The organism is Streptomyces sp. SS1-1 (genome assembly GCF_008973465.1).
GTDB lineage: Bacteria > Actinomycetota > Actinomycetes > Streptomycetales > Streptomycetaceae > Streptomyces.
This window is the reverse complement of record NZ_WBXN01000002.1, coordinates 13,805-37,178: the sequence shown is the minus strand read 5'-3', so window position 1 is coordinate 37,178 and position 23,374 is coordinate 13,805. Positions and strand designations below refer to the sequence as shown.

Annotated in this window: 28 protein-coding genes and 1 pseudogene; 6 read left to right on the top strand and 23 right to left on the bottom strand. The window is 69.7% G+C overall.

Features of this window, described 5'->3' with window-relative positions; all coding sequences use genetic code 11:
• Nucleotides 1-222: 222 nt before the first annotated feature.
• Nucleotides 223-1,359: a replication-relaxation family protein gene (locus tag F8R89_RS01175; protein WP_192806015.1), complete on the bottom strand. Its 1,137-nt coding sequence runs from the start codon at nt 1,357-1,359 to the stop codon at nt 223-225.
• Between the two features lie 435 nt (nt 1,360-1,794).
• Here F8R89_RS01175 and F8R89_RS01170 point away from each other — a divergent pair, with 435 nt between their 5' ends.
• Nucleotides 1,795-2,520, top strand: a complete 726-nt coding sequence (locus F8R89_RS01170; RefSeq protein ID WP_151782180.1) for a hypothetical protein — start codon at nt 1,795-1,797, stop codon at nt 2,518-2,520.
• Nucleotides 2,521-2,635: 115 nt separating this feature from the next.
• Here F8R89_RS01170 and F8R89_RS01165 read toward each other — a convergent pair.
• The 3 genes and pseudogenes from F8R89_RS01165 to F8R89_RS01155 form a co-directional block, all read right to left on the bottom strand.
• Nucleotides 2,636-2,904, bottom strand: a pseudogene (locus tag F8R89_RS01165) (hypothetical protein).
• Between the two features lie 102 nt (nt 2,905-3,006).
• Nucleotides 3,007-4,170: a ParB/RepB/Spo0J family partition protein gene (locus F8R89_RS01160; protein ID WP_192806014.1), complete on the bottom strand. Its 1,164-nt coding sequence runs from the start codon at nt 4,168-4,170 to the stop codon at nt 3,007-3,009.
• Nucleotides 4,170-5,321, bottom strand: coding sequence for a ParA family protein (locus F8R89_RS01155; RefSeq protein ID WP_151782179.1), 1,152 nt, complete (start codon nt 5,319-5,321; stop codon nt 4,170-4,172). Before F8R89_RS01155 ends, F8R89_RS01160 begins: the two co-directional genes overlap by 1 nt.
• Before the next feature lie 219 nt (nt 5,322-5,540).
• On the opposite strand from F8R89_RS01155, the gene F8R89_RS01150 reads away from it, so the two are divergent.
• The 3 genes from F8R89_RS01150 (at nt 5,541) to F8R89_RS01140 (ending at nt 6,832) form a co-directional block, all read left to right on the top strand.
• Nucleotides 5,541-6,182 carry a hypothetical protein gene (locus F8R89_RS01150; protein ID WP_151782178.1) on the top strand — a complete coding sequence of 214 codons (642 nt, stop codon included), beginning with the start codon at nt 5,541-5,543 and terminating at the stop codon, nt 6,180-6,182.
• A complete protein-coding gene (locus F8R89_RS01145; RefSeq protein ID WP_151782177.1) occupies nt 6,183-6,446 on the top strand; it encodes a hypothetical protein in 264 nt (87 codons plus the stop codon).
• Between the two features lie 128 nt (nt 6,447-6,574).
• The gene (locus F8R89_RS01140) at nt 6,575-6,832 is read left to right on the top strand and encodes a hypothetical protein (RefSeq protein ID WP_151782176.1); all 258 of its coding nucleotides are present in this window, start codon (nt 6,575-6,577) and stop codon (nt 6,830-6,832) included.
• Nucleotides 6,833-7,035: 203 nt separating this feature from the next.
• On the opposite strand, the gene F8R89_RS01135 is transcribed toward F8R89_RS01140, so the two are convergent.
• The 5 genes from F8R89_RS01135 to F8R89_RS01115 form a co-directional block, all read right to left on the bottom strand.
• On the bottom strand, nt 7,036-7,356 hold the full coding sequence (locus tag F8R89_RS01135; protein WP_151782175.1) for a WhiB family transcriptional regulator: 321 nt from the start codon (nt 7,354-7,356) through the stop codon (nt 7,036-7,038).
• 21 nt (nt 7,357-7,377) lie between these two features.
• Nucleotides 7,378-7,659, bottom strand: a complete 282-nt coding sequence (locus F8R89_RS01130; RefSeq protein WP_151782174.1) for a hypothetical protein — start codon at nt 7,657-7,659, stop codon at nt 7,378-7,380.
• Nucleotides 7,656-8,333, bottom strand: coding sequence for a GGDEF domain-containing protein (locus F8R89_RS01125; RefSeq protein WP_151782173.1), 678 nt, complete (start codon nt 8,331-8,333; stop codon nt 7,656-7,658). Before F8R89_RS01125 ends, F8R89_RS01130 begins: the two co-directional genes overlap by 4 nt.
• A 218-nt stretch (nt 8,334-8,551) precedes the next feature.
• Nucleotides 8,552-9,025, bottom strand: coding sequence for a Pycsar system effector family protein (locus F8R89_RS01120; RefSeq protein WP_151782172.1), 474 nt, complete (start codon nt 9,023-9,025; stop codon nt 8,552-8,554).
• Between the two features lie 20 nt (nt 9,026-9,045).
• Nucleotides 9,046-9,495 carry an RRQRL motif-containing zinc-binding protein gene (locus F8R89_RS01115; RefSeq protein ID WP_151782171.1) on the bottom strand — a complete coding sequence of 150 codons (450 nt, stop codon included), beginning with the start codon at nt 9,493-9,495 and terminating at the stop codon, nt 9,046-9,048.
• A gap of 216 nt (nt 9,496-9,711) precedes the next feature.
• Here F8R89_RS01115 and F8R89_RS01110 point away from each other — a divergent pair, with 216 nt between their 5' ends.
• On the top strand, nt 9,712-9,900 hold the full coding sequence (locus F8R89_RS01110; RefSeq protein WP_151782170.1) for a hypothetical protein: 189 nt from the start codon (nt 9,712-9,714) through the stop codon (nt 9,898-9,900).
• 14 nt (nt 9,901-9,914) lie between these two features.
• Here the strand turns inward: F8R89_RS01110 and F8R89_RS01105 are convergent, their stop codons facing one another.
• From F8R89_RS01105 to F8R89_RS01035, 14 genes are all read right to left on the bottom strand, one after another.
• Entirely contained in the window at nt 9,915-10,466 is a 552-nt protein-coding gene (locus F8R89_RS01105) for a hypothetical protein (RefSeq protein WP_225994280.1), read from the bottom strand.
• Between the two features lie 12 nt (nt 10,467-10,478).
• Nucleotides 10,479-10,667 (bottom strand): hypothetical protein, encoded by a 189-nt coding sequence (locus F8R89_RS01100; protein ID WP_151782169.1) that lies wholly within the window; start codon nt 10,665-10,667, stop codon nt 10,479-10,481.
• Between the two features lie 111 nt (nt 10,668-10,778).
• Complete coding sequence (locus F8R89_RS36505; protein WP_225994279.1) at nt 10,779-13,229, bottom strand: DNA translocase FtsK; 2,451 nt, start codon at nt 13,227-13,229, stop codon at nt 10,779-10,781.
• A 101-nt stretch (nt 13,230-13,330) separates the two neighbouring features.
• A complete protein-coding gene (locus F8R89_RS01090; RefSeq protein WP_151782168.1) occupies nt 13,331-13,774 on the bottom strand; it encodes an NUDIX domain-containing protein in 444 nt (147 codons plus the stop codon).
• Between the two features lie 83 nt (nt 13,775-13,857).
• Nucleotides 13,858-14,235: a hypothetical protein gene (locus F8R89_RS01085; protein ID WP_151782167.1), complete on the bottom strand. Its 378-nt coding sequence runs from the start codon at nt 14,233-14,235 to the stop codon at nt 13,858-13,860.
• A gap of 26 nt (nt 14,236-14,261) precedes the next feature.
• Entirely contained in the window at nt 14,262-16,352 is a 2,091-nt protein-coding gene (locus F8R89_RS01080; protein ID WP_151782166.1) for a hypothetical protein, read from the bottom strand.
• A gap of 121 nt (nt 16,353-16,473) precedes the next feature.
• The gene (locus tag F8R89_RS01075; protein ID WP_151782165.1) at nt 16,474-16,692 is read right to left on the bottom strand and encodes a hypothetical protein; all 219 of its coding nucleotides are present in this window, start codon (nt 16,690-16,692) and stop codon (nt 16,474-16,476) included.
• Entirely contained in the window at nt 16,692-17,201 is a 510-nt protein-coding gene (locus F8R89_RS01070) for a hypothetical protein (RefSeq protein ID WP_151782164.1), read from the bottom strand. The genes F8R89_RS01075 and F8R89_RS01070 overlap by 1 nt, the downstream gene beginning before the upstream one ends.
• Before the next feature lie 142 nt (nt 17,202-17,343).
• Nucleotides 17,344-19,065 (bottom strand): DUF2637 domain-containing protein, encoded by a 1,722-nt coding sequence (locus tag F8R89_RS01065; protein ID WP_151782163.1) that lies wholly within the window; start codon nt 19,063-19,065, stop codon nt 17,344-17,346.
• A gap of 318 nt (nt 19,066-19,383) precedes the next feature.
• Nucleotides 19,384-19,659 carry a hypothetical protein gene (locus F8R89_RS01060; protein ID WP_225994278.1) on the bottom strand — a complete coding sequence of 92 codons (276 nt, stop codon included), beginning with the start codon at nt 19,657-19,659 and terminating at the stop codon, nt 19,384-19,386.
• 133 nt (nt 19,660-19,792) lie between these two features.
• The gene (locus tag F8R89_RS01055; RefSeq protein WP_225994277.1) at nt 19,793-20,026 is read right to left on the bottom strand and encodes a hypothetical protein; all 234 of its coding nucleotides are present in this window, start codon (nt 20,024-20,026) and stop codon (nt 19,793-19,795) included.
• A gap of 291 nt (nt 20,027-20,317) precedes the next feature.
• Nucleotides 20,318-20,647, bottom strand: a complete 330-nt coding sequence (locus tag F8R89_RS01045) for a hypothetical protein (protein ID WP_192806013.1) — start codon at nt 20,645-20,647, stop codon at nt 20,318-20,320.
• Nucleotides 20,648-20,790: 143 nt separating this feature from the next.
• Nucleotides 20,791-21,204, bottom strand: coding sequence for a hypothetical protein (locus tag F8R89_RS01040; protein ID WP_225994276.1), 414 nt, complete (start codon nt 21,202-21,204; stop codon nt 20,791-20,793).
• A 405-nt stretch (nt 21,205-21,609) separates the two neighbouring features.
• Complete coding sequence (locus F8R89_RS01035; RefSeq protein ID WP_151782161.1) at nt 21,610-22,179, bottom strand: hypothetical protein; 570 nt, start codon at nt 22,177-22,179, stop codon at nt 21,610-21,612.
• A 329-nt stretch (nt 22,180-22,508) separates the two neighbouring features.
• On the opposite strand from F8R89_RS01035, the gene F8R89_RS01030 reads away from it, so the two are divergent.
• A complete protein-coding gene (locus tag F8R89_RS01030; protein WP_151782160.1) occupies nt 22,509-23,258 on the top strand; it encodes a GntR family transcriptional regulator in 750 nt (249 codons plus the stop codon).
• Nucleotides 23,259-23,374: the final 116 nt, after the last annotated feature.

Below are 23,374 nucleotides of genomic sequence, written 5' to 3'. Positions count from 1 at the left end.
GGGTTCCCTCATTCCCGGGGTCCTTCACTTGCGAAGCCACCCGAACGCGCCCTCACGTCGACGCGAACGCAAGGCCTCAGCCTCGGCCTCCGCCTGCTCCTGTGCCTCCTGTGCCTCCTGTGCGAGGCGTGCGCGGCGGTCACGGCACACTCCGCATTCACCGCTGCCGGGCACCAGGCTGGCAGCGGGGTCGGGGTAGACGTCCTTGCCGCAGGACGGGCACTACCACCTCGAGGCATCCCGTACGCGGCGCTCCTCCTCCCGCTGGGCCTGGCCGGCTTCGTCGGCTGCCTGGCGGGCGGCGCGGCGCTGCTCGTCGCGTAGGCGGTAGGCGCGGTGGTCGTCGGGGTTGTCGAGGGCCTGCTCCAGGGTCTCGACCGCAGTGTGGCCGTAGCGCCACCACACCGGCCCGCGCGGTCCCTTTTCGGCGAGCAGGGCCAGGGTGGTGGCGAGCACGGGCACGGTGCCGTCGTAGTCGCGGTAGCCGTCGCGCTTGCCCTCGGGGCTGGTGTAGTCGGTGTGCCAGCGGCCCTGCCAGTGCTCCTGTGACAGGCGGCCGACCTCCCCGATGCGTTCCTGCATGACGCGTGGGCCGACCGGCTTGGTGAACACGAGCGCAACGGGCGGGAAGCCTCCGCGGCCGGAGTCCTCCCACAGCGTCGACCACAGCGGCACGTCCTGGCCGCGGTGGTCCATCGCCGAGCGTTGGAAGAACTTCCGGTAGCGGGCGATCTTGTCGGCGACGGCGGCCGGCGGCTCGGTGTGGTTGTCGACCTCCACGAACAGCACCGGCACACCGTCCTCGGGCGCGGTCAGAACGGCATCGGCACGCAGGCTTCCCCGACCGGGCGCGGTGAACGTGCCCACGACGGGCAGCGCGACCTCGGTGGTCCAGCCCCGCAGCTTCCCCAGCCCCGGCGGGCGCGTCACCGCCGCCGGCTGCGCGGGAATGGCGGCCGCGGCGCCGGGCTGCCGCGTCCGGGCAACCCGCTTGGTGGGCAGCGGCTCGGACTGGCGGAACGCGTCGATCGTGTCCGTCACCTTCAGCGCGTGCCCGGCGCCGGCCTTCGCCGCGTCCCGCGCGGTGCCGCCCATCTCACGGACGGGACGGTCCAGTTCGGTCGCGGCCGCCGCAAGGCCGGCGGTGGTGAGGTTCCACAGCTGCTCGGTCACCGGCTGGCCGGCCTTGCCCAGGCGGCTGGTCGACCCGACCGACTCCACCAGCCCCGCACCCTTAAGGTCCTTGCACGCGTTGCGCACCGTCTGCGCATCCGCCGTCCCCGGCAGCACCAGAGCGCGCAGCTGGGCGGCCGTGGCCACCTTCACCACCCCCAGCGCCAGCAGCACCAGAGCACGCACCCGCGCCGTCGACCCATACGGCCACCGCCGCGTCCCGCCCACCCGATCCCCTCCCGCTCTCCGTCTCTTCGTCCCCGCAGCGGGCCACGCGACGGGCTGCGCCCGCCAGGCGTATGCGGCACCGGAGCCGTCCAGGGGCCGGGCGGTCACTGGGACCCAGCGGCCCCGAGACGATCACTCCACCACACTCTCACTGACAGTAAGTGAGAGTAAGGGGCTGTCGAAGCGCTAGTCAGGCCCGGATCCGTACGCTGAGCTGCACCGATGCTCCAACCCGAACACTTGATCATTGTAGGGGAGAGTGTAGGGGGAACTGTAGGGCGATCTATAGGGGGAACCATCCCTGCCCAACCGGCGCGCGGCCTTCTCTAGCTGGCTAACGATTCGTCTCGAACCCCGGGCGCTGCCCTGCGGGGTGGGGCCAAAATCTCCGCCATGTCAGAAACCTTCTGGGTGGCCCTCGGCTCGATCAGCACCACCCTGGCCTTCGGCTTCGTCGCGTGGCAGGCATACCTCACACGTCAAACGCTGCAGGTCAGCCAGCTCATGAACGCCGACGCCATCCGCGGCCGGCTCGACTCGCAAGCGCCGGTGGTCACCCTCAAGCTCACTCCCCCGCCGTGGGAGCCGCAGGCATGGACACCCGCCGGGATGCCCTGCAGCACCTGGCCGACAGGGCACACATGGCACTTCCCCGCGGATGAGGACGGCGCCAACCGTCTCGTTCTGCAACAGGTCCTGGTCCTGGAGAACCTCAGCGACCGGCGCGTGCAGGCTCGATTCGACGGCGACCTGGTCGTGGCCGATGAGAACAGGCGGCCCACTGCTGCCGGCGTCATCCTCATCGAGCCTGGCGAGACAAGCCGGGAGGTTTACCTCCAGAAGGATTTCACCATCAAGGAGCTCTCGGAGAACTTCACAGCCAAGCAGGCTGGACGGGAGCTCCCGCACAAAGTGCTCGGCACGGTGACAGTGGAAGACGACCGCGACAACGGGATCACGGACCGCTGGGACCTGGTGCTGACCGGCTACCCCGTCGAGCCGGTCCCCGACCGGGACGGTCTGTGGATGATCGCACCGTGGCACCTGACCGAGGGATCCGGGCTGCGCACCCTCGAATTCAGCCTGCTGCCGACGCGGCAACGCATCCACTGGATCTGACGTACCAGGGGAATCCAGCTCCCTGCCCCGGACGGCGAGTAGCGATGTGGCACCCCGCTGACCAGGCACGGTCGGGTCTGTGGTCGGGGCGGCGGCGCCGTGATCGGGCCTGGCGTCAGGGTGTGTCGCCGGAGCAGTAGAAGCGACAGCTGACGCCAGGACCCTGCGCGCGGGGCTCGCCAGGACGCGGATCGTAAAGGGCGAGGCCGCCGGGCCACCGTGACAGCTCAGTGGGCAGGGCTACGCCGTCGTCGACTGCAGTAGGCCGTCCAGCGGCCCGCCGACCAGTTCGGCACAGGTCCGGTACGGGAGCGGACCGGGGTTGAGGTCGTCGTGCTCCGCAGCGGAGACCCGGCCGTTCAGCAGCTGATCATCGCCATTCACCAGTCCAAGCCTTGCAACCGCCACCCACAACGCGGGTCCCACTGCGGTGGGGGGTGTTGTCCGCGGACAACACCCCCCACCGCTCCAGTACTCCTATTGAACTTACTGCGACTGCTTCTGACGGAGTTCTAGATGGCGCCCGACTCGATCCAGTCGCTCCAGGATCTGCCTCAGGTGCGACTCTGCGAGCTCAGGGTTCGCTTTGGACGCCAGTCGGTAGGTCTCCTCTAGGCCGGTCATTTCCTTGGCGAACCTGACTGCCCTGCGGCGGAAGACATCGAGCTGCTCGAGCGGGTCGCCGTCGAAGAGCTCCGACTTGCCCTCGGCTGCCGACGCCGGTTCGTTGTCCGCGGACAACGAACCACTCGTCTCTAGTTCCTCCGTGCCGAGGCCCTCATTCCCGTTCGAGGTGTCCACCGGTGCACTCGGTGACGGGATCGCGGGGGTTTCAGTTCCATCCTTCTTGGAGGACTCGGCAACGGAGGCCAGGGCGGCAGATGCTCTCGCCTTCTTCTCCTTCTCTGCTTGCCGGGTCTCGTCAAGGTAGGCCAGCAGCCCTTCGACATCGAGATCTGGGTTGTCCTTGGCGTGCCTGGCCATGACGCGACCATCGCGCTCGGGAAGGGTGCCCTCGCTGAGACGGGTTTGGAGTTCTTCAGGTAGGGCGAGGAGGATCAACTGGTTCGTGACCCAGGACTTGTCGCGTCCGAGCTGGTCGGCAGCTCGGGTTTGGGCTCCGCGTGGCCCTGCTTCCTCTGCACACGCTTCGACGAGTGATTTGACGCCGTGTGCGCGTTCTATGACGTCGAAGTTCTCGCGGGAAAGGTTCTCCCGAAGAACATGGTTGATGAACGTCTCGCGCGTTGCGGCGAGGTCGTCACGGATGACGAAGTCGAGGTGGGTTAGGGAGACGTGCCGGGCGCTGCGCACGCGGCGTTCGCCGTTGACGAGGACGTGTTGCGCTGATGGTTCCAGGCGAGCAGCGTGGTCTGGCCACAGGCTCAAGTAGGCGGACCGACTGACGGCGACACATGCGTGGAGCTGGGCCGCGCGGAGCTCTTCGCCGAAGCGGGTGAGGTCTTCGTCGGTGCCGAACCGGCGCCGCGGGTTGAGCGGGGTCGAGGCGACCTCGTCTAGCGGGAGGCGCACGAGTGTGTAGGGCGGGATGTCGCCTTGCGCTAGCGCCTTGGCGCGGCCGCGTTCGCTGCGGCGGTCGCGGCTGCGGCCAAAAGATGCGCCCTTGCCGAGTTCCTCTTCTTTGCTCATCAGCTGATCTCCCGGGCCAGGTTGCGCATGGCTTCGGCTTGTTCGCCGTAGGGGGCGTGCACGAGTAGTGGCTTCTTGACGCGCACGGCCTCGCGTTGGTCTTTCAGCTCGGGAATGACGGCGAGGACGCGCGGTTCGCCGATCTCTCTCCAGCTGTCGAGGGATGAGGTGGCGACGTAGCCCTTGCGGCTGTCGTACATGTTGACCACGAAGCCGAGGCTGGGGATGTCGATGTCGAGGTCGTCGGCGAGGTCCTGGATCTGCTCGTCGAGCATGTCGTAGGCGTCGGCGGAGGAGTCCTCCGCCAGGACGACGATGACGATGCCGGAGGAGTTGGGTTCCTCGCCAGAACGGAGACGTCCGTAGTAGAGGGCGGTGTCCATCGCGTAGCCCAAGCTGGGCGGGCAGTCGACGACGACGTAGTCGACGTCTTCCTCGAGCGGTTCGAGGGCCTTCTCCAGCGCCGTCTCGCGGATACGGACGTGGCGGCTGGTGGCGAGTCGCGCGTCCAGAAGGAATGCGTCCTTGCAGCCGGGGAGCAGCCACAGGCGGTCTTCGAAGTCTCCGCCCTTTATCGGGACTAGGAGGCTGCGCATGTCCTGGTTCGTCTCGCCCAGCATGACTTTGGCCAGGCTCGGCTCTTCGATGTCGAGAATCTGGTGGCCAAGTTGGCGGGTGAGGTGGCATTGCGGGTCGAAGTCGATGAGGACGACCTTGTTGCCGTTCTCTGCGAGCGCCGTGGCGACTCCGGCCGCCACGCTGGTCTTGCCGACGCCGCCCTTCTGGTTGCCGATGATCAGGCGGCGAGTGCCGGTGATGTTGGGGGTCGCACGTCGCGGCGACGGGGTGGCGTCGAGCCATCCGCGGATGGCTTGGGCCATGCCCTGGTTGTAGGTGAGGCCGCGGGCCTTGCAGCTGACCTTGAGCTCCGCGTACAGGCCCGTGGGTAGGTAGGTGGAGAAGCTGGAGCCACCGGCGGTATCGACGGTCGGGTGGCTGTCCGTCTTCTGCCATGCCTTCACGCCGGCGGTGACGGCGTGCTGGATGTCCATGCCGACTTCGGCGGCCCGGATCTTGAGTTCACGGCGTAGCTGCACAGGCAGCTTCGCGACTACCTTTTCCCGATCGTTCGGGTCGTAGGGAGCGGTCATGCGGCTACCTTACTCACCCTCAAGGATCGTCTTGTGCGGGGCTTGCCGCGCTACACGCCGATTAGTCCGGTCTGCAGATGGTGCGGTTCGTTGTCCGCGGACAACGAACCGCACGGCCATCGGCGGTCATCGTCTCTTGTGCAAGGCGGGACTTGGCGGACAACGCTTGTCCGTCTCTCTGCGACCGTGATTGGGGGAGACCGGACAAGGAGGACACGGGTGCTGGGGCGCAACTTGAACCAACGGAGGCGGAGGCTTCCCGAATACGATCTGACGCCCGAGATTAAGGCAGCTCAGGATGAGGTGCTGACCGCGCACTACGGCGAGGCGTTAGTGCGGGCTTTCACCTGTTGTTCGGACCCTCGCACTGACACCGTCGACATCGTCGAGAAGTCCTTCGCCCGTCTCGAGGCGGGCTGGATGCTGTACGAGCGGGATCCTCGCCTGCACCTCTTCGAACTCGTGGAGGAGTACTCGGTTCGTGCCCTGCGCCGAGTGCCGGCGCGATGGGAGCCGGACTCCTGGTACACGGCGAATTACGTCAGGCTCTTCAAAGACGTGGCGAGTGCGGAGGAGCTGGCCGCGCTGAAGGCGATCTTGGCCATTGACGAAGAGGGCCGCCGCAAGGCGCGTGGTGAGGACAATCCCCGTGTCAACGAAGCCCTGCACGTCTACGAGGCTCGCCGGGTCTACGGCTGGCCTGTCGACCTGACCTCCAAGCGCATGGGAGTCAACCAGAACTCCGTCGGGCCGATGACTTCTCGCATCGAGCGGAAGATCGACCGGACGGCAGGCGCCGCCTCAGCTGCGGCTGCCCAGGCCCTGTTCAACCGCTACATGCAGAAGGGAGGAGGTTTCTGAATGGAAGTCGAGGCGATTCCGCGCGAACGGATCAGGCAGCGGGCGCAGCAGATGATGCAGCATCAGCGCCGCCGCGATGGGACGTACACCGTCGTACTCACCTGGACGTCCCTCATTGTCGTGGGAGTGATCGGATGCATTGCATTGCTTCTTACAACCAATGTCTTGCACCCAGAAGCCGGTTCGGTGCTGCTGGCCGTGATCGGCGCGGTGCCGGGTGCCGTCACGGCATGGCTGCGCGCTGTGCTTCGTACAACCGACTGATCAAGCGGCACAAGCTCTTCAGGCTCTAGGAGTTGGATAGCAACGGGCCCCACACCGGCGGGCGTCGAAAACCCCGGTGGAAGGGCCCGTTCCAGCACCATCCACCACAGCAGAGCAGAGGACATGCCGTGTTCAAGCTTGTCACACGGAAGGCCCGCGGGAGCAGGCCGGCGGGGGAGAATCCCCAGCACAGCGAGTACCACCCCCCGCGGCACTGGCTGCCTGACCCGGTAGCCCCGACCGGTGCCACGTTCTACGCCTTCGCGGGAGCAGCCCTGTGGGAGGCCGTCGACATGGGCGTCCACTACTGCAAGACCGTGGGCATCCCCGCCCTCGGTGATGCCGCCGAAACCGTTGCCAACTACGTGACCACGCTGATCAGCTAGCAGCTGGTTTGTTGTCCGCGGACAACAAACTTCCCGTGCAAGGGGCAACAAAAAAGGGCCCCAGCCGCCCGGAACTGATCCGGGACGACGGGGGCCCCTTTGTGCGGCCCGGCTTCCCTCTGCAAGGGGGAGCACGGCCTTCGTAGTGCTACTCATCTGCCTGTGATGGTGGCGCCGGGGTCACCGGCCCTGGTGGCATTGGCTCAGCTGACGGTCCGAGTCAGGGCGTCCATCCAGTGGGGGCCGAGGCGGCGGGCCAGGCGTGTGCGCAGCACTGTGCGTTCGCCTGCGGTGGTGGCTGCCCACACGTTGGTGGGGGTCTGGTCGGGGTTGGTGAGTGCCCATCGCAGGCAGTCCGTGGCGATCGGGCAGTGTCGGCAGGCTGCTTTGGCCTTCTGGATGCGGCTCGCTGCGGCCGGATCGGTGGCTTCGCCGCGGACGACGTCGAATATGCGGGGGTTGCGGCGGCAGGCGGTCGGGCTTGCGGACGCGGGGAACGGGATGCGCTGGACGGTGGTGCCCATGGGTCTCCAATCGCGGGCCGGTCAGGCGTGTTGGTTGGGTTTCGATGTGGTGCGGCGGTCGGACACGAAGCGGTGTGTGCGCAGGGCTTCGGTGTTGTGGGCTGTGATCCACTGCTCCGCGCAGACCTTGTGTGCGGCTTCTCCGTCGTGGGAGCGCAGTGGTGTGGGGCGTCGGCACAGGACGCACGGTGCGGGCCACTGGTAGTGAAGGTGGTGGCGCCAGTCCAGGAGGGCGCCCGGGGCGGGTACGTCGCCGGCGAAGTCGGCGAGGGTCCGGGCGGTCTTGCGGGCCTGGGTGGTCACCCGACCGGGAGGTGGGTGCCGGGGCGGCCCGGGCGGCGGCCATGGACCGAGGGCGTGTAGGCGTCGTGGCGTGTGGCTACGTAGCCGCACTGCTCGCGGCGGGTCTTGACCCGGTACATGGCCATGTCCGCGCCGCGCAGGATGCGGGAAGCGTCTGCTGCGTCGGGCAGGTCGGCGGCCCGGGCAGTCCCGATGGACACCGCCGGGCTCAGGATCTCTGTTCCGCATGTGACGGGCCGCGCCAGTTGGTCGCGCAGCGCGGTGACTTCCCGAACGGTCGTGGTCGGCGGCAGCAGCACGACGGCAGCGAATTCATCGCCTCCCAGACGTGCGGCAAGGCCGCCGCGCGCTGCTGCCCACGTGCCGAGGCGGCGTCCGACGGCGGCGATGAGCATGTCGCCGGCGGCGTGGCCCAGGTCATCGTTGACGGTCTTCAGCCCGTCGGCGTCGGCGACCAGGACGTGCAGCTGCTCGCGGTGTGTGGCGGCGAGGCGGGTGATGCGGTACATGAGGGCCGGCCGGTCGGCGAGGCCGGTGAGCGGGTCCCGGCGTGCGGCCTCCAGATGGCGCCGTACCCGGACGTCGTCAGCGAGGATCGCCAGGGCGAGCGGCACGGCGGCCGCAGCGATGACGAAGGTGCGCGGCCGCTGACGTAAGGCGGCGGTAGCGGGCATGATGGATCTCCGTTCTCGCCCGTGCGGGCGGAATGAGAGAGGCGCATCTCCGGGCTGTCCAGGCTCTGGTGGGGGTGCGCCTCTTGCCGTGTGGGGCGTCCGTGCCAGGCCGGGGCCGGGCAGCAGTCATGCTGGAAGGTGCTGGCGTTTTGTGACGATGGCGTCAGCGCTCGAGGCGGTCGCACCGGCCCTTTTACTGCGACCGCCCTGGGACTCTGTTAGAGCGGGGCGCTGATCGCGGCCAGAGCGAGGAAAGCCAGCGCTGCGAGGGTGCAGTCGACAGCACGCCGCAGCTGGGTGAACTTGGCCACGGCGATGCCGGACAGGACGCGGATGCGGGCGGCGCGTGTGTCGCTGGTCATGCAAGCGCGGATCTCGGCTTCGGTCAGGCGTGCCCAGTAGGGGAAGGACGCTCGGTCGCGGCCGTGCAGGCGGGGCCTGACGACCAGGAGCAGCAGCACTGCCGCCGTGCCGAGGGCGACGAAGGCGAGGGCTCCCGCCGCGATGGTGTGGGCGGGCAGGTCGTGGTCGGCAAGTGTGGTCAGGCCAGCGAGGCCGGCGCCGTTGAAAGCGAGTAGCAGCGACGCCTTGCCGTCGGTACGGGCGATCTCGCCTGTGACTGCGGCGCAGGCTGCGTCCAGCTCTTTGTCTGTGGTCTGGCCCGTGGTGAGCGGCGTAGACGATGCCGGCATGCGAGGAGGTCCTTTCACGGTCAGGCCGCCAGGGCCTGGGCGTGGTCAGGTGGCGCGATGTAGGTGGCAGGGTCGGCCGGGGTGCCGTCGTGGCACTCCAGGCAGGAGCCGAGGGTGCGCAGCGGCAGGACGTGGTGGTAGCGCCGTCGGCAGAGCGGGCAGGTGGTTCGCGCGGCCATGGCCTTGTCGAGCGCGGCCTCTTTGGCGAGCGTCATCGGTCGCACGGGCAGGGCCAGGTCGACGCGGTAGAGGTAGGCGGCGCGGGAGCACGCGCGATATGGGCGCGTTGCGCATGCCTTGCAACGCAGGAGCGCGACGGGCTCCTGCCCGCCGGGGCGCAGTCCCGCAGCGCGCAGTTGGCGGCGCGTAGCCAATTGCTCGGTGGGTGCGGTCCCCCAGTCGTATTCGGGTAATCCGTGCGCGGCGCGTGGATGCGTGGTGGTGCGTCGGCGTCGGGTGCGGGTCGTCACCGCGGCTCCCAGGCGGGGGAGGGGCGGCGGGGGCACTGCGGGTAGCGGGGGCCGGGGCGCTGCGGGCGTGGCCGGCCGATCCGGCGGCGGGGGCGGGGGGTGAGCATCGGGCTTGTCTCCATGGCTGGTGTGGGTAGGGCGGGTGCGTCAGGCTGGAGTGCGCGCGCAGGCAGGGCGGCAGGGGGAGTGATGGGCTGGTTTCGCAGTGATCCGCCGGTGGTCGATTTCGACGCGGTGATCGACACGGACGGTGTGACGTGGCAGGCGTTCACGGACGATGACGGGGTGCTGGTCATCGACACCGACGCGGACGTCGAGGTGTTCGTGAACCGTGCCGTAGTTGGTGGGTACGTCTATCCGGCCTGGGTGGACGACTTTGGGCGGCTCGTCATCGAGCTGGACTGACGGGTCCGGGCGGGTTACCGGCCCTGCGCGTCGGCCATTGAGGCGGCTTCGCCCAGCATGCGTGCGGGGATGCGGCCGGAGCCGTGAGCGTCGTTGAAGGACGGCACCGAGTCGACGTGGTCGCCGAAACGGCGGCGGATGGCGTCCAGCACGACGGATGCGGCGTCGGCCTCCAGGCCGCGGTCACCGCTGGCTTCCTTACGGATGGCTCCGAGCAGGCAGACGGCGCCGCTGTCGTCGGTCAGCGCCCCTGCGCACCATCCGTCGGCTTCCATCCGGGCTCGGGCCCGCTCGAGGAGAGCGGCGACCGGAGTGGCGGGGAGCTGCTGGGGCTGCGGCTGGAGTGTCGGCGTGAGCGGCACGGTGATGACGTCAGCAAGGTCGACGGGTGTGGTGTCGATGTGGGCGGTGCGCACTTCGTGTGCGACAGCGGCCTCGTCCAGTCGGACGGTCATGGCCGCCTCTGCAGCGGCCAGCCGTGCGTCCAGGCTCAGGGCGCCGGTCGCGGGTGCCGGGCTCGTCTGCTGGTCGGTCCGGGCGGGCGCGGTGTGGGATGAGGCGGCCATCGGAGTCTCCCGTCAGACCAGCGTGGCGAGACGGGTAAGGGCGGCCAGGAACGCCTCAATGGCTGGGGCGATGCCGGTGGAGGCGAGGCAGAACCCGAAGGCGGTGCACGCGAGGGCGGAGCCGATACCGACGGCGCGCTGGCGCAGCAGCACGATGACGACGACGGCCAGGAGCAGCGCGGCGGACACGGAGACGATCACGGGGTGATTCCTTCCATGGGGCGGGGTGAGGTGGTGTAGCCCGGACGGATGCCAGGCGGGACGCCGTCGCCCCCGGCGGTGTGCTGGGGGCGACGATGGGGGGGCGAAAAGTCAGTCGCCGGTGGCGAGGACGAAGTCGGCGCGCAGCTCGCGCAGAACGTCGTCCTGAACGTCCGGGGCGACCAGGACGTCGCGGGCTTTGCTGCCGTCGGCGGGGCCGACGATGCCGCGCTCCTCCAGGATGTCCAGGAGGCGCCCGGCGAGGGCGAAGCCGACCCGCAGCTTGCGCTGCACCATCGACTGCGAGCCGAACTGGCTGCTGATGACGAGACTGGCGGCCTCAACCACGAGGGCGCCGTCCACCCCATCCGGGACGGAGGCCGACTGAGCTGCCTGCCCGTCCTGCTCGACAGCAGTCGTGGCGTCCTGGTCGACAGGCGCGTAGACGCCGTGGTCGACCTGGTGGAGACGCCCTTCGGCGACCAGGTCGGACAGGGCGTTGCGGACACTCCCTGCTGCGGCATCGACCTGGGCGCGGATCTCCTTGGCCGTCATCTGCCGGTCGACCGCGGCGAGGACCTTGTCCTTGACGGTGCGGTTCTTCGGCTTGATGGCGGGCGGGTCGAAGGAGCCGATCCCGCTGGACTGCGGGGGCAGTACGGCGCCCTCGCCGTCGTCGTTCTTGGAGGGCGGCGGCATGGTCCAGTCGTGCCACAGGCCCAGCTCGGTCAGGGCGTCGGTCTCGCGGTCGGTGAGGCAGTTGATGGAGCCGTCGGCGGGGAAGATGTCGCCGAGGCCGTCGGGGCTGCCGTCCTTGGGCAGGTGGACGTACAGGGTGCGCATCATGGTCGCTGTGGAGCCGGTGACGGTGTGGCCGACGCCTTGGGTGGTCTCGCCGGGTGCGTCGTCGGTGATGCCGTGCATGCGGTCCATCAGTGAGGTGGAGGCGTTGAACCGGTCAGGGATGTCGGCCAGGTCGACGTCTCCGGCGAGTCCTCCGGTGGCTTGCCGGGCGGCGATGCCGCCGGAGGATGCGGCGATGCGCAGTACGACGCCGATGCCGCCCTGGACCTGGTCGCGCAGGGAGGCTTCGCCGCCGAGCTTGGACAGGTTGAGGGACTGGCCGGCGAAGACGATGCCGATGCCGAATTTGCGGCCTTCGCGGGCGAGGACGTCGGTCATGTGGGCGATGTCGTCACCCAAGGCATCGTCGCCGACGAGGGAGTTGAACTCGTCGAGGACCAGGACCAGGCCCGGGTAGGGGGAGTGTGCGGAGAAGTCGTGCCCGACCTCGCTGTTGATCTGGCCTCGGATGTCCATCAGGGCGATGGCGGCCTTGAGCATCCACCAGGTGAAGACCGGGCCGGCGCTCTGGCGGTCGATGTGCCGTCCGACTGCGCTCATCTGCGCGTCGGGGCGTGCGGAGGTCACCCAGTTCGTCAGGCCCGCCAGTGCCCACGCTGCGCACATCAGCGCCAGGGCGACGGTTTTGCCGGAGCCGGTGACGCCGACGAGGAAGCCGTGCAGGGTGCCGGCCGCGGACTGCATGTGGACCTTGGCGTTGGATCCGTCGTGGGCGGTGCCGATGGTGTAGCGGCCGTAGGCGTCCAGGGTGAGCAGCTCGCGGGTGGCGCGGCGTGCTCCCTTCAGCGGTGCCGAGTCGTACAGCGTCACCAGCGCCTCACGGCCGCGTGATTCGGCGACCAGGCGCAGTTCTTCGGGCTCGACTCCGAATGCGGAGCAGAGCTGGGCGTGGTTGATGCGGGCGACCTCGCCCGCGTCGACCTGGGCGAGGATCATGCCGCGGGCGGGGAGGTCTGCGCGCGCGGGCAGCTGCTCGACGCGGACGATCTCGCTTCCGGGGATGGCTCCGCCTGGGCGGGCCACCTTGGCCGCCCACATCTCCTCGATGCTGCCGCCGCCGCGGCGGGCGGTGGGGGCGACGGTGAGGCGCAGGCGGCCCGGGCCGGTGCCGGGGATCTCGTCCAGGGCGACGCAGCCGACGGGGTAGCCGAAGCAGGCGGCGACGTCGACCAGGTCGATGCGCGGCACCGGCTTTCCGGCCGGGGCCACGACGTCGGCAGTGAAGTCCGGATACTGGGGGGAGACAGTCTGCTCGATGTTCTCCAGCCAGGTGCCGGGAGCCACTTCGGCGGTGTCCCACATCTGCATGACCAGGCCCCGGAAACCGGGCGGGTAGGCGGCGATGATGGTGGCGGGCGGGGCCCAGGTGGAGCGGGTGATGGGCAGGGCTGCGGACATGAGGCCGCCCCATGCCAGGGCCGCGACCGGCTCCCACCAGGTGTGGCCGGGGACGATCGCGGCTGCCGCGTAGACGGCGCCGCCGGTGACCGGTCCCAGCACGCGCTGGGCGGTGCGGATCGTGCGGCGGAAGTCCTTCGTCTTGACCTTGCGGTAGAGCCACCACACGCAGCCGCCACTGATCGCGGCGGCGGTGGCGTTGGCGGGCAGGAGCTCCATGGAGGGGACGTAGGCGAGGGCGGCGGCGGATGCCCCGTAGGCGGCCATCTCTGCCTTGGCTCGGGTGGGCAGCGTGCTCATCAGTGAGGTTCCTTCCGTGCGGTGGCTGGGGCCGCTGGGCGTGCTGGATGCGGCACCGTCCCGGGCGGGGCGGTGCCGCATCCAGCGAGGCCAGAGGTGTGTCAGTGCTCGCCGGGGTCGTTTCCGCCGGCGAGGAGGTGTCGTGCGTCGGCCACGATCTGGCTGTGGTCGAAGGCGAGGGCGTCATGGAAGGTGGCCAGTGGTGTCCACCGCACAGCGGCGGCGTCGTCCCCGGCCTGGGCGGTGGCGTCGTCCGGGACGGTGGCCATGTACGCGACGCTGACGAACCGGCCGCGAGGGTCGCGGTCGGGGCGGTCGTAGACGCCGACCAGGGCCAGGTCGTCCTCGGCGATGCGGACGCCGGTCTCTTCCCGCAGTTCCCGCACGGCGGCGGCGCGGAAGGTCTCTCCGGGCTCGACGTAGCCACCCGGCAGGGCGAACAGTCCTTCGTAGGGCGGCCAAGCCCGTTCGATGAGCAGCATGTCGCCGCCTCGGATGCAGATCACGTCGGCGGTCAGCTGGACGGTTGCGGTCGTCTCGGTCATAGGTGGTCCCCGTTCTCGGGATATGGGTGGGGGCCGCGCCCGGTGTCAGGCGCGGCCCCCGCTGGTGGGACGTGAAGGGCGGGTCAGTTCTGCCGGTAGAAGCCGGGTTTGGCCTGGCGCGCCCGGGAGGACGTCACGGCCGCGTGGATGCCGCCGTACTCCGCCTGGTGCTCGCTGTGGAGGTGGCCTGCGGCGGTGTGCATGGTGTCGGCGGCGCCCGCCAGGCCTGTGCACCTGCCGGCCACCGAACTGAACAGGCCGGCGACGTCCTCGATCGCGGCGACGTGCTGGGAGTCGACGTGCGCGGCGGCGCTCAGCGCGGCCAGTCGGGTCGCCGTGTTGGCATTGGCGCGCATGCGCTGGGCGAGCCGTTCGGACTCTTCCATAAGACCGGAGGCGGCCTTCCGCAGCGCGCGGAACTTTGCGACCAGCGCGAGGTATCCGTTGCTGTCGCCTTCCATGCCGATGAGCACTGTGCTTCCTCTCGTCAGTTTTCGTTGTGGATGCGGGCGCTGGGCGTGTGCAGCCCGGCGTCGGCGGTCGCGTCCTGCGTAGGCCGGTAGTCCCTGGCCATCGCCGTCTCCTCCGCTTCGGCGCCTTCGGCGGCAGCCAGAGCGGCCTGCGCGAGTCGCTCCACCGTCGCGGCCATGTCCGCCACGCTCTCCATCAGGCCAGCGATGGCTCGCTTGGTGCGCGGGCCGGACACGTTGTGTGTGCGGGCCAGGTCGTCCGTCATCTGTTCCAGCTCGGCGAGCAGCCTCCTGGCCCTGCCGGCCAGGTTCACCGCGTCGTCGTGGGTCTCCATGCCGTCGGTGGTCAGCCGGGTAAGGACCTTGAGGACGTCGTCCAGGGTGATCTCGGTGAGGTGTTCGCCGGCCATGCCGACGGCAGTGTTCATTTGTGTCACAGCGCCGGACGATGCAGCGGGCATGGGGATGGGGTCCTTTCTGCGAGTGGTGCCGGGGCGGGGCCCGGCCGGTCGCTGCGGAGCGCGGGGCAGGGCGGGCTGGCTCTGGGCGGGCAGTGCCTTGGGGGCGGGGCTGATCGCGTCGGGCTCCCATCGCTTGGCGTGGGCGCCCGGCGGGTCGACCTGTTCGACGGTGATCGTGACGCGGGGCTCGGTGTCGGCGTCGAACGGCGAGGACCGTGCCTGCCCGTATCCGGGGTGGCCACGGGTGCCGTCCGGGCCGGGCGTGCCCGGACCGGGGCCTGAGGAGGGCCCCGGGTTGGTGGCACGCTCAGAACTCCCGCGCTTTCGGGACGTGGACGGGTTCGGCTTGGGACGCGGTCCGCCGTCGGCCGTCCAGCGTTCGCGCCGTTTCTTCCACCGGTCGTTCACGGCGTCAAAAACAGCCTCGCGGAAACCGCCGCGGTTACCGGGCGGTGTCCAGCCGTCGTTGCCCGTGCGGCTGTTGCGGCCCTTGGCGCTGCCGTCCTTGCCGTCCGCGCCGGTGGTGGGGGCGTTAGTGCTGGGACGGCGCTTACGCCACCGTTCTTCGATCCGGTCGCCGGCCTTTTCCCAGAACGTCGGCCCCGGCTTGCTCGCCTTGACCGCGTTGCGGAGCGCGGCTTTCGTGTCCGCCGCACCGGATCCGCCCTTACTGCCCTTGCCCCCGGAGTGCTTCGCACCCGGGCCGGTGTCACGGAGCTTCTTTCCCTTGCTCCACCAGTCCGCGACGGCGCGGCGCGCGGAACGGTGTCCGCTCCCATCCGTGCCCGCGCTCCCGCGACCGCTGCCCGAACCGGCGGGGCCGCGGGCGCTGGTTCCGCCGGAGCTCCCAGAGCCGTCCTTTCGCCGAGAGCCGCCGTCGTTTCGGCTGCCCCCGCCACTGTTTCGGTCCCGCAGGGAGCCGTTTCGATGCGAGCCCGGGCCGTTTCGGTGAGCCCCGGGACCGTTCCGGCGGGAGCCTAGCCCCATGCCCGCATGGCCATCGCTCCGGCCGGTGCCGGTAGACGGCCGGCCGCCGGGGCCTGCTCCGGAGCGGTGCGTGGAGCCGCTGTGCGGCCCTGCGCGGCCCGTTCCGCCCTTGCCTGGGCCGATGCCGCCTGCACCCCGTCCCGTGCCGCCTGAGCCACGTCCGAGGGCGCTGCGGCCGTAGTCGTGGCTGGAGGGGATACGGCGGCCACGGGCGTGCTCGCGGTCGGCTTCCGCGTGGTGCCGGGTGGCGTCCGCGGTCGCCTTCGCCGCCAGCAACTCCAGTTCGCGCTGATGCGCTGCTGCCTCCGCCCGGCGCGGCCCGGACTCCTGGATCCAGGTCTGCAGACCCTCGAACGCGGCCAGAGCGATAGCGAGGATGGCGGCCAGGGACAGCGCTCCGGTGCGCGGTGGTCCGGCGTCGCCGGGAGCATGCGGCTCGCTGAGTCCGTCGCTGCGCAGGGCCGCCGGCACCGCATCCGGCGGGGGCGGTGTATGCGGCACGGCGGGCGCGTCGAAGGCACTGATTCGAACAACACCGTCCCCGGCGGCAGGGGGGTCCTGGTCGCCGTCGAGGGCCGGCGGCGCAGGGACGGGCGGGGGTGGTGGGGAGCCAATCCGGGGCAGTGAGACCACGTTGTCCGGGCTGTCGTCGTCGGACACGCGCCCTCCTCTCCTGGTAACTGCCGGTGAGGGAAGGGGGCCGCCTCGCACGCGTACGCGTACGCCTGGTTGGGACCCCCGTCAACCCTCATTTCGGCGGTGATGATGATGACGATGACGATTACTGGCAGTGATCCCGGTAGAGCCGTTCCAGCTCGGCGGACAGGGCGTTGAAGGGGGCGTGGTCGCCGGTCCGCTTCACCTTCTGCAAAGCGGAGACCTTCACCAGGTCGAGCCAGACCCGGAAGAATTCCTCCGGGCCCTTCTCGCCTGCCGCGCTGGCCTGTTCGAATCGGGCGTTCCAGTGAGCAGCCTTGCGCGGCGACATCGCAGCGGGCATCAGGCGCCCCGCTGCTGGCGGTTGTTGCCGCCGAAGTAGTCACCCAGAAGCTTCGGCGCACCGGCCTGGCCGTCCTCGCTGTCGGCGGGGGCGAGCCGCTGCAGTGTGGCCTGCGCGCTGTTGTGGGCGGTGGCACCGAGCTGCTGCTTGCGCTGCATCTTGCGCAGCGCCTTGTCCTCCCGACGCTGGAGGACCACCTCGGGCTGTGTCTCCTCATAGGCGGCGACCGTGCCGTTGATGGCCTTCGCGGCCTGCCGCATGGCCCGAGCGGCTTCCCTCAGCGGCTTGACCCGCTTACGGGCCCGGGCCGCAGCCGAAATGCCCCAGGGCAGGTCACCGTCCAGACGGCGGGCCTTGAGGTCGGCCTGGATAGCGTCGGCGAGAGCGTCGTAGGTCTGCGCGTCGGTCAGCAGGGAGCCGCGGTGCTGTGCCTGCCAGCCCTCACGCTGCCCAGGCAGCGCCAGGGCCTGCACACCGGTCATGACCCGGGTGGCGATGTCCTTACTCATCTGGGATTTCTCCTCGGGGTGGTGGGGTGATCCGGATCGGTGGGAAGCTGCGGGTTGGCGTCTCGGCGCCTTCGCCGTGTCCCCGAGCTGTCGACAGCAGTTCGGGGGCCGGCGAAACCGTCGGACAGTCCGTCGTGCGTGGTCAGGGGCGGTAGCCGCCGGCGAGCAGCTCGGCTGCCTCCTGGCGGTACTCCGACGCGGTGCCGGGCGAGGTGACCGCCAGCTCGTGCTGGATGTCGGCCAGCGGCACCCGGTCGGCTTCGCCGCCGGTCGCGAGGATCATCCGGGCGACCTTGCGGACCGCCCGCTCGCGCGGCTTGAGCTTCGCAACGTCCTCGGCTTCGACCGCGCGCCGCTCGATTTCGGCGGCAGCCCGCCGCGTTTCGGCAGCAGCCCGCTCGGCTTCGGCGGCTTCCGTCTCGGCACGCGCGGCATCAGCAAGAGCGACCTTCGCGAGGCGCTCCTCTTCCGCCTTCTTGCGGGCAGCTTCGGCGGTGGCGCGCTGCGTTTCGGCAGCGGCCCTCTCCGTTTCGGCAGCACGCCGGTTCGCTTCGGCAGCGGCCTCGCGAGCTTCGGCGATGGCCTGGGTCTCGATCGCCTGAGCCTCCGCTGCGGCGACCCGGTCGGCGTCCGCTGCTTCCTTCCGCTTCTCGGCTGCATGGCGCTCCAGTTCCGCCGCGCGGAGATCAGCGGCGGCCTTCGCCTCGCGCTCGTCGGCCTCCTTGCGCTCCGCCTCCGCCTCACGGGCGCGGGCTTCGGCGATGACGGCCTGGTCTAGCGCCTCCTGCTCCAGAGCGGCGGCCCGCTCTGCGGCGCTGACCTGGGCTCGGGCGTGGGCGCGGGCCTGGCCGGTCTGGCCGTCGACCTCCGCGCGGACCGCCTCCACCTTGCCCTTGGCTCGCAGCCGCTCGGCTTCGGACTCCGCCTTGGCGACCTCGCTGCGCGTCTCCGCGTCCAGGCGGCGGCGTTCGGCTTCCTCCGCACGCTCCTGAGCTGCTTGTTCCTGCTCATCGGGCATGGCCAGGGCCTGGTCGACGGTGTAGCCGTAAGGGGCCATCTTCATCGGCAGCAGCTCATCCTCGGACGCCTGGGAGATGTCGCCCTTGTACTTGCGCTTGAGCCACTGCTCGTAAGCGATGAGCTGCTGGTCGCGGCGGATCATCTCCGGGTAGGAGGTGACGCCCCACAGCCGCATCCTGCGGAAGATACGGGCGGTTGCGACGGGGGCGAGGATCCACCGCAGCCACGGGATGGAGTCCCGTTCGACCTGCTCAGGGCGGACAACGCGGTCGATGGCGTCACGGCCCAGCTCCACCACGGTGATGAAGAGGACCGGAACGACGCCGTGGGCGCCGGCCGCGACGTAGTCCAGCAGCTTCCAGGCGCCCTCCGGGGCGCCGGAGGCGGCGTTGAGGACGACGGTCGCGGCGGTCAGCAGCCACACCGGGTAGCGAATCCAGCTGATGGGGCGCTTGAGCCAGGCCATCAGCAGGTCGACCGCGATCATCACCATGATGCCGACGTCGACGCCGACCGCGAACAGTTGGCCCTTGCCCAGCGAGCCGAAGCGGAGCTCCTTGTAGGCGAAGTCCGCGACGTGCTCGAAGGACAGGTACAGGCCGATGCCCGCGAGGGCGAGCGCGGCGATGACGATCGCTCCGGTCGTCCACTTCTGGGTGCCGGTGAGCTTCGCCGGGGAGGCGTCCGTTCCGGTTCCGCTTTCCGTCTCCGAAACGAACTCCGGCGTATCCGAAACGGTGCCGGGTGTCCGCGAAACCGGCTGGGGTGTTCCCGAAACGGCGGCCGGTGCGCTCGTATCGGGGTCGGGTTCAGCCGCGGTTCGCGGCCAGTCGGTGATCGTCATGGGGGCCTCCGGAGGGGGTCGTTCAGGGTGTGCGCGAAATGGCGGGGGTTGCTCCCGAAACGCGGGGCGGCGTTCCCGAAGCGGTGGTCGGTGCGGTCGGTCGATCACGAAACTGGCACCGGCTCCACCCGCTCAGCGCGCATGAATTGGCCGGCGGCCCGGGCGGCGGGCGGCCGGTCTCGCGAAGCGTCACGGGGCGGGCGCGAAACTGGGTGCTGCTCGCGCCGGGTGGGCGCGAAGTCAGCTCTCGGGAAGCTGCGCGCCATGCCGCTCAAGGTCGGCGGTCGGTGGTGATGCCGAAATGGCGGCACCGGTCGATCAGCGGCTGGAGCGCACTGCCGCCGGCGAGCGCCTGGGGCGAGCCGATGCCGTCCCGCTGCTGCACTCGTTGAGCGCGGTCGCGGTGCGGGCGGCGTGCTGCTCCAAGCGGCCCTCGCCCACCCACTCCTCCGCGATGACGTGGAGGGTGGTGCGCCAGCTGCCGCTGTAGTCCTCCGTCCTGATCGGCGGGATGTCGCTGCCGAAGATCGCGAAAGCGGCGGCCTGGGCGGTGGCTTCCATACTGGGCTGGAGCGGGGTCATCGTCGTGGCCATGTGGCCTCCCTCGACTGTGGTCCGGGCTGTCCGGCTCCCCTCGCCGCGCCCGTACCGGCCGCCGCCAAAGGCGGGGCCGGGACGGGCGCAGAAGGCAACCGACAGAGGTGGCGGTGTCGATTGAGGCAGTGGTTCAGCGGGTGCGCTTGGTGCGCTGGCGGTCGATATAGGCGTCTTGCAGCCGCTCGAATACCGACCACAGCCGCGCGCCTTCGGAGCAGCGGGCGGTGCCAGTACAACGGGGGCAGCTGGTGGTGTGCTCCTGGTGGGCGCGGGCGGCTGCCTGGTAGCGCTGGTACAGATCGTCAGGCACTACCTGGTGGGCGCGGGCGGCTGCCTGGTAGCGCTGGTACAGATCGTCAGGCACGCGGTATCCGTTCGTGGTGCCGGCGGGTGAGGTGGAGGTCGGCCACGCGGTATCCCGCTTCCCATGCCGCTGCGGCAGCCACGGCGGCGGCAGCCAGCAGCAGACGGGCGAGGGGATGGCCAGGGCCGAGAGCGAGGGCGGCCCGGGCAGCGCGGTGCTGCGCCGCCCGGGCCGCGTGTATGCGGTGAGGCATCGGTCCGTTTCGTCAGCGGGGCCGCTGCTGCGACTGCTTGTTGACCTCGCGGACCTTCTCGGAGAGCTTCTTGCGTTCCTCTTCGGTGAGGCGGGTGATCATGCGGTCACCGCCTTACGCGCGTCCTGGACCGTGGTGCTCGGGGCGGGTGCCGCCCCGGGCGGGCAATCGCTGCCCTTGCAGCTCCACCGGCCGCAGAGCGGACAGGCGTCGTCGGCCATCACCGACCGGTGCAGGGTGAGCACCGGCTGACGCTCATAGCCAGGCACCATCTCCTGTATCGTGCGCCGCGCCCGTCGGCCGACCGCGATCCGGGCGTCGGCCTCACGCACCATGCGCGTCAGCAGTTCCCCGAGCTGGTGGTGCGCATCCGTCGCGTCGACGTCTGTTGAGCTGGGACGGGAGCGTGTCATGATCGTCGTGGTCACGGGACCTCCTGTGTCCTTTGACCAGACAGCCCCGGAGCTCTGACCTTCCGGGGCTGTCACCGTGTGGCTGGCCGGACGGCCAGCCACGGCCCCTCTCCCACCCCTAACGCTCTGGCGGGCGGGAGAGGGACCGTGGCGGATCGTCAGGCCGCCGGCGCGTACGCCGTCCTGGCGGGACGGATCAGGTAGTCCGATGTCGTCCACACCGAACCGACCGCGAACGGCTGCCCGTCCGGGCGCAGGGTGTCCCGGACGATGACCGCCCACCGGGCACTGTCGCGGCGCAGCAGCGCTGCGGCGTCGGCAGGGTCGGTGACCACTGCCAGAACTTCGAAACGCCCGTCCACGTTCTGGTAGATCGCGCCAGAGAGGCGGGGGCCGATCTCGTTCTCCACACGCGCCAGGTCGGCGGCGCTGCGGCGTGCTGTCATGTACTGCTGCGGGTGCGGACGTCCCGTGCCCGCGCCGCCCTGGCGGCCGTCCCGCTCGTGCGGGGTTGGACGAATCGGCAGCGGCGGGCGGGTCTCGGCACGCGCCGGGAGTGTCATGCTGGTCATGTAGGTCGAGTCCTTCCATCAGGGTGACCTGCGACAAGAACCCCCAGGGCGGCATCCCTGGGGGTTCGTCGCGTGAGTGCGTCCTGCGCACTCCACCGGTCATCACCCCGGAGAGCGTGGTGGCCGACGGGCAGCGCAGGCTGCAAGGTCAGTGACCGAGGTCGCTGGCTTCCTGCTTCATCTGGTGAATGCGGTCAGCGACCCGAGCGCGGTCACGGCGGCTCAAGCCCGGTTTGGTCAGCTGCCGGTGAGCCGCTTCCAGTCGGACGGCGACGCGCTGTTGGGGGGTACGCGGATCAGTAGGGATAGCCATGCGAAGTCCCTCCTTGTCTCCGTGTACGAGCAGCCACGGCCCGGGCCTCCTCAATCGCGGGATGGCCAGGGCCGTGGCGGTTCGTGCAGGGTTCAGCGCGCGGGGCGCTGGGGGCGGAGCGTGTCCAGCGGGACCGCGGGGCCCTCCGTGGGAGCGTCACCGGCGGGGATCGAGCGGCGGTTCTTGTCCGTGTCGGCCACGCGGGGCAGCACCGCATTCCAATCGGCCCGGCGTCCGGCCGGCGTGCGCTCGGCACGAGCCCGCAGGGTCCGGTCGGTCTGCGGGCTGAATGCCTTGGGCAGCACCGCGGTGGACTGGCGGCTGGAGGCTTCCTTGACCGCGTCGGTCAAGGCCCGGCACCACTCGGGAATCGTCATGTCGAACTCAACACGGCGGTTGCTGCTCCGGCAGCGGATTGCGGCGTCAACGTAGGCCTTGCCGGTGTGGTGCGGGACCAGCTTCTGAACCGTGCCCTGCATGCCGGTGATGGGCACCCAGGTCCCGCAGTCCACGCAGACCAGGACGGCCTTGAGCGGGTTGCGGAGGTCGATGTGCGACGGCCGGAGCTGCGAGAGCTTGATGGCGGGGAGGCTGCTGACCCGCTTCGTCCGGATCCGGCGCTTCCGCTCCTTGGCCTTGGGCATCGCGGACGTGATGGTCATGCGGAATCTCCTTGCGTGCGGAGGGGTACGGGCTGCGTCGCGGTGCTCTCTCCACCCACCAGGCGCACCGGAAGCCCGGCGTCCTGGAGGACGGACAGCGCATAGCGCTGCGACGTACATGCAGGGAGTCGAGAACCCGGGAGTTTGTTGGTGCCACATCCCGGCCCCCTCTTGCGAGGCGGACAACTTCCTGCGGTCTTGCAGTCGTGCTGTCAGGGCGTCCCTTGCGAGGCGACGAACTGCACGAGTACGACCATGAACCCTTCTAGAAGACTTGTCAAGGTCTTCTAGAAGGGGTTCACTGGTGCCATCAACCCGAAGGAGTCGCGATGCCCCCGCCCAAGCAACTGCCGAAGTGGCGTCAGATCGCCGACGAGATCGCGGCACAGATCGACGAAGGGGTATACGCGCCTGGAGAGCGTCTCCCGTCGGTCCAAGCCCAGGTCGAAGCGGGGAAGGGGGCCACTGCGACCGTTCACCGCGCCTATCAGGCCCTGGAGGCCGAAGGGCTCGTACGCACCACGCAAGGCAGCGGGACCACGGTCCTGGGGCCAACGGAAACGCCGCCGACGGTCGTGACGGGCGCTGCTCGCTTGGAGCGGCTGCGTCGCACTGGCCGCCCTCTGGCGCCTCGGGAGACCTACGTGAACTCGCGCTCCGATCTGCGCTCCTGTGCCGACTCGGAAGTTGCGAACCTGCTCGGCATCGAGCTCTATGACGAGATCGTGTTTCGACGGCGTACGTTCATGCGAGACGGCAAGCCCACCGTGTTGGCGTTGAACGTCATCCATATTCGAGCGCTGGAGTCGCTGCCTGAGTTGCTCGATGCCAGTCCAATGCCAAAGTTTCGACATGATCTGTACACCGAGCGCACCGGCAAGCAGGTCATCGCGGGCCCGGAGCAAAGCACCGCCCGTCTGGCATCCACCAACGAACTTGAGGAATTCGGAATCGACATTCCTGCAGATGTGCCGGTGCCTGTCCTCGTCCTGCGCACCGTCTACTCCGACGAGGACGGACCGCTGGAGGTCTGGGAAGACATTCTCCGTCCAGGCATGTGGCACGGAGGTAACGGGTGAGTCCGACACCTCGTCGCCTGCTGCCATCCGCTGAGATTGCCCACCAAGACCCTCGCTCTTGGGTTTACCGTTCACTGCGCTCTGCCCCCTCGACCTGCTCTTCTTGTGGGAGCCAT

Excerpts from the sequence above, each read along its gene's own strand:
- F8R89_RS01035 (WP_151782161.1), bottom strand. The coding sequence starts at position 22,179 with ATGACCATCACGTCCGCGATGCCCAAGGCCAAGGAGCGGAAGCGCCGG.
- F8R89_RS01060 (WP_225994278.1), bottom strand. The coding sequence starts at position 19,659 with ATGGCCACGACGATGACCCCGCTCCAGCCCAGTATGGAAGCCACCGCC.
- F8R89_RS01075 (WP_151782165.1), bottom strand. The coding sequence starts at position 16,692 with ATGCCCGCTGCGATGTCGCCGCGCAAGGCTGCTCACTGGAACGCCCGA.
- F8R89_RS01090 (WP_151782168.1), bottom strand. The coding sequence starts at position 13,774 with ATGACCGAGACGACCGCAACCGTCCAGCTGACCGCCGACGTGATCTGC.
- F8R89_RS01125 (WP_151782173.1), bottom strand. The coding sequence starts at position 8,333 with ATGCCCGCTACCGCCGCCTTACGTCAGCGGCCGCGCACCTTCGTCATC.
- F8R89_RS01065 (WP_151782163.1), bottom strand. The coding sequence starts at position 19,065 with ATGACGATCACCGACTGGCCGCGAACCGCGGCTGAACCCGACCCCGAT.
- F8R89_RS36505 (WP_225994279.1), bottom strand. The coding sequence starts at position 13,229 with ATGAGCACGCTGCCCACCCGAGCCAAGGCAGAGATGGCCGCCTACGGG.
- F8R89_RS01070 (WP_151782164.1), bottom strand. The coding sequence starts at position 17,201 with ATGAGTAAGGACATCGCCACCCGGGTCATGACCGGTGTGCAGGCCCTG.
- F8R89_RS01155 (WP_151782179.1), bottom strand. The coding sequence starts at position 5,321 with ATGACCGCTCCCTACGACCCGAACGATCGGGAAAAGGTAGTCGCGAAG.
- F8R89_RS01170 (WP_151782180.1), top strand. The coding sequence starts at position 1,795 with ATGTCAGAAACCTTCTGGGTGGCCCTCGGCTCGATCAGCACCACCCTG.
- F8R89_RS01135 (WP_151782175.1), bottom strand. The coding sequence starts at position 7,356 with ATGGGCACCACCGTCCAGCGCATCCCGTTCCCCGCGTCCGCAAGCCCG.
- F8R89_RS01030 (WP_151782160.1), top strand. The coding sequence starts at position 22,509 with ATGCCCCCGCCCAAGCAACTGCCGAAGTGGCGTCAGATCGCCGACGAG.
- F8R89_RS01040 (WP_225994276.1), bottom strand. The coding sequence starts at position 21,204 with ATGACCAGCATGACACTCCCGGCGCGTGCCGAGACCCGCCCGCCGCTG.
- F8R89_RS01085 (WP_151782167.1), bottom strand. The coding sequence starts at position 14,235 with ATGGAAGGCGACAGCAACGGATACCTCGCGCTGGTCGCAAAGTTCCGC.
- F8R89_RS01160 (WP_192806014.1), bottom strand. The coding sequence starts at position 4,170 with ATGAGCAAAGAAGAGGAACTCGGCAAGGGCGCATCTTTTGGCCGCAGC.
- F8R89_RS01145 (WP_151782177.1), top strand. The coding sequence starts at position 6,183 with ATGGAAGTCGAGGCGATTCCGCGCGAACGGATCAGGCAGCGGGCGCAG.
- F8R89_RS01120 (WP_151782172.1), bottom strand. The coding sequence starts at position 9,025 with ATGCCGGCATCGTCTACGCCGCTCACCACGGGCCAGACCACAGACAAA.
- F8R89_RS01105 (WP_225994280.1), bottom strand. The coding sequence starts at position 10,466 with ATGGCCGCCTCATCCCACACCGCGCCCGCCCGGACCGACCAGCAGACG.